Raw genomic sequence first — 3,283 nt, 5'->3', positions numbered from 1 at the left:
CGGTCTGCCAGGGCACCCCGCCGTCCGGCCCGGCCCCGCCCGGTGCCGCCCCGCCCGGTGCCGTGGCCCGCACCGTCGCCTCGTTCATCCGAGCAGCCCCCGGTAGTCCTCGTCCGTCACCGGCCACCACGGCAGCTCCCGCACCCGGGGCGCCGCCGGCGCGGGCTCGCCGCTCCAGGACGGCGGCGGGACGGTGGCCGCGGTCGACCGGAACTGGATCTCCACGATCCGCCCCCCGTCCGCCTCCCGGCCGATCCGCTGCAGGGCGATCCGCTTGAGGTACTGCTCGGCGAGCCTGCCGCGCGGGGAGGCCGGGGTCTCGTCCTGCGGGTTGTGCGAGCCGTCGTAGAAGTCCCAGGCCCGGCGCAGCAGGTTCTGCTCGACGTGGCTGGGCGCCGGGTTGCCCCGTATCGCGGCGACGTCCTGGGCGGTCAACCCGATCCAGTCGTGGGTGCGGGTGGACCCGTCGGGCGCGGCGGTGCGGATCCGGGCGTCCACGCTCACGTTCTGCTGGAGCGGGTTGGGCGCGAACAGCTTCCAGTTCTGCTCGAACTCCGGGTACACCACGCCGTCGAGTTCGTCCCGGTACTGCCGGGACACCGAGTTGGCGGGCGCGACGTGCAGGAACACCGCGGCGAGGAACAGCCCGGTGCCGCCGGCCAGCACCGACCCGGCGAAGCCGAGGACCAGCTGCGCGGGCCTGGACCAGGTCCTCCCGGCAGCCGGCCGGTCCGTCGTCTCGGTCATGGCCTCCCCGACCGGTCGGCGGGCGCCACCGGCCCGGTGCCGGCGCGCTCGCGCGCGCCCATCCTGCCGCACGGCACGGGCGGCGGGTGCCGGGCCGTCAGAGGACGAAGGCCTCCTGGCCGGTGCTGCTCACCATCGGACGGCCCGCACCCTGCCAGGCGTGCATCCCGCCGTCCACGTTCACCGCGTCCCGGCCCTGCTGGACCAGGTACTGGACGACCTGAGCGGAGCGGCCGCCGACCCGGCAGAGCACGTACAGCTTCTCCTCCGGCAGCTCGCCGAGGCGGGCGATCACCTCGCCGATCGGGATGTGCAGCGCGCCGTCGACGTGGCCGGCGTCCCACTCGTCCTGCTCGCGCACGTCCAGCAGGGCGGCGTCGGCGGGCACGGCGGCGGCGTCGGCGGAGGGGATCTGCGGGAACATCGTGTGGCTCTCCTGGGATTCGCGGGGATGCGTGTCATTGTCGCCCACCGGCGCCGTGCCGCGGCCGCCGGAGGCCGTACCGTCCGCCGGAGCCGGGCCGCCGAGCAGCCGTTCCAGCTCGGTCCGCCGTTCGGCGGCCTTGGCCAGCAGTTCCTCGGCGAGCTGTTCCAGCAGCCGGTCCGGGTCCTGCGGGGCCAGGGCGAGCAGCTGGCCCATCGGGGTCTGCTCCAGCCGGACCTGCTCGGTGGCGGTCTCGGTGATCTTGGCGGTCAGCCAGTCCAGCCGGCGGCGCAGCCAGTCCGCGCGGTCGGGCGCGTCGACGGCGGGCGCGGCCTGCGGCGCGGTGGACCACTCGGCGGCCAGGGCCCCCAGAGCGGTCGCGTCCCCGTACGCGTAGGCCTCGTTGACCCGGGCCAGGAAGGCGGCCCGGCGCTGCTGCTCGGCCGGGTCGGTGGTCAGGTCGGGGTGGGCGCGGCGGACCAGCTCGCGGTAGATCCGCTGGGCGTCCTTGCCGGGCCGCACCCGCTCCGGTGCGGCGGGCGGCGGGGCCGCCTCCCCGTCCTGGCCGGACTGCTCCCGCACCGAGTCGAAGAGCGCGTCCAGGTCCGGCAGGTCCTCGACCTGCTGCCGTGCCTCGGCGGCCCGGCGCAGGTCCTCCGGCCGGCCGGTGCGGGCCGCGACGGCCTCGGCGACCAGCGCGTCCAGTTCGTCCAGCCGGGCGTACAGCGGGCCGAGCAGCTGGTGGTGGATCAGCGCGAAGTTGTCGATCTCGACCCGCAGCGTCTGGACGTCCACGTCCATGCTGAGCCAGGCGAGCTCGGCGGCGGCGACCCGCTCCTCCAGTGCCTGCTGCTCCGGGTCCGTCCAGCGGGCGGGGCTCTGCGCGCTCACTTGTCGCCTCTGTCTCGTCCGGCCGGCTGCGTCCTGCGGACCACCCGTACGGGCGGTCCGGCCTGCCACCCTACCGCCGTGGTCGCGGGCCCCGTCCGGGTGAACCGGGGGCACGAACCGGCGTGCGGCACACGACACGCAACCGATCCTGAGGAATCTCCCCGTTTCGGTGTCGAGCCCGGCCCGGTCCGTGCTTCGCTGGTATCCGCACAGCGTGCCTTCCTCCGGAGCGACGGCCGCCCCCGGGCGCGGCGGCCAGGCGGGAGCAGAGCGAATCCATGGTGGCCGAGTCCAACTCCACACCGCGGCCGGCGGGCGACGGAACCGCGCCGGGCGACCACCCGACGGGTGTGGCCGCCCTGGTCCGGCTCGTCCCCGTCCTGGTCGACCGGTCCGGCCGGATCGCCCAGTGGGGCCGGGCCGCCGAGGAACTCTTCGGCCACCGCGCCGAGGTCGCCCACGACCGCCCGGCCTCCGGCCTGCTGCCCGCCCTGGAACCCCGGGCGCGCGAACGCTGCTCCGTCCGCCGCCCCTGCGACGCGTTCGACACCCTCGCCGAGCGGACCGCCGACGGCCGCCCCTGGGCCGGCCGGTTGACCGTCACCGACCGCGAGGAGCACCAGCGCGACGTGCTCTGGTGGGCCTACCCGCTGCCCGGCCCGGCCGGCGGACTGCTGGCGCTGGCCGCCGACGCCCGCCCGCTGCGCTCCGCCGGGCCGCGGCTCGCGCTCGGCGAGCGGCTGCTCCCCTTCGCCGCCGCGCCCGGCGCCCGGGGCGGCTTCCACACCCTGACCGCGGCGCTCACCCCGGCCGCTCGGCCGGTGCCCGAGCCACTGGCCCGGCTGCTGCCCGCCGGCCACCGCGCAGCGCTGCTGGCCGCGCTGGACCGGGGCGGACTGCCCGCCCTGCGGCTGGACCCGGCCACCGTGCTGCCGGTGCTGCCCGCCGACGCGCAGACCGGTACGGCGCACGCGGCCGCCGGCCTCGGCCGCCGCTACCCGACGCCCCAGCAGCGCGCCGCCCGGGTCGGCCCGCCGCCGCAGCCCGAACAGGGCGCGCCCGGCCGCCGGCCGCCCGGCCCGCTGCCCGTCCAGCGCGAGGCCGCCGAACGCCCCGCCGCCCCGGCCGCCGTCCCCTCCGCCGTCCGGCCGGTGGCCGCCGTCGCGGGCGCCGCGGCGGGCGGCGGCCCGCCCGTCCCTCCCCCCGCCTCCGGCCGGGAGG

The 3,283-nt window shown here is 77.9% G+C and carries 2 protein-coding genes and 1 pseudogene; 1 reads left to right on the top strand and 2 read right to left on the bottom strand.

Going from position 1 to position 3,283, the window contains the following annotated elements:
* Positions 1-84 precede the first annotated feature (84 nt).
* The gene (locus ACIQOV_RS33985; RefSeq protein WP_401054642.1) at positions 85-747 is read right to left on the bottom strand and encodes a DUF5819 family protein; all 663 of its coding nucleotides are present in this window, start codon (positions 745-747) and stop codon (positions 85-87) included.
* 97 nt (positions 748-844) lie between these two features.
* Positions 845-2,062 carry a rhodanese-like domain-containing protein gene (locus ACIQOV_RS33980; RefSeq protein WP_387694043.1) on the bottom strand — a complete coding sequence of 406 codons (1,218 nt, stop codon included), beginning with the start codon at positions 2,060-2,062 and terminating at the stop codon, positions 845-847.
* Positions 2,063-2,340: 278 nt separating this feature from the next.
* On the opposite strand from ACIQOV_RS33980, the pseudogene ACIQOV_RS33975 reads away from it, so the two are divergent.
* Positions 2,341-3,283 (top strand): annotated as a pseudogene (locus tag ACIQOV_RS33975) (hypothetical protein); the annotation flags it as partial.

The organism is Kitasatospora sp. NPDC091257 (genome assembly GCF_044757675.1).
GTDB classification, from domain to species: Bacteria; Actinomycetota; Actinomycetes; order Streptomycetales; family Streptomycetaceae; genus Kitasatospora; species Kitasatospora lactacystinica.
The sequence above is the reverse complement of the archived record's forward strand: the minus strand, read 5'-3'. Positions and strand labels throughout refer to the sequence as shown.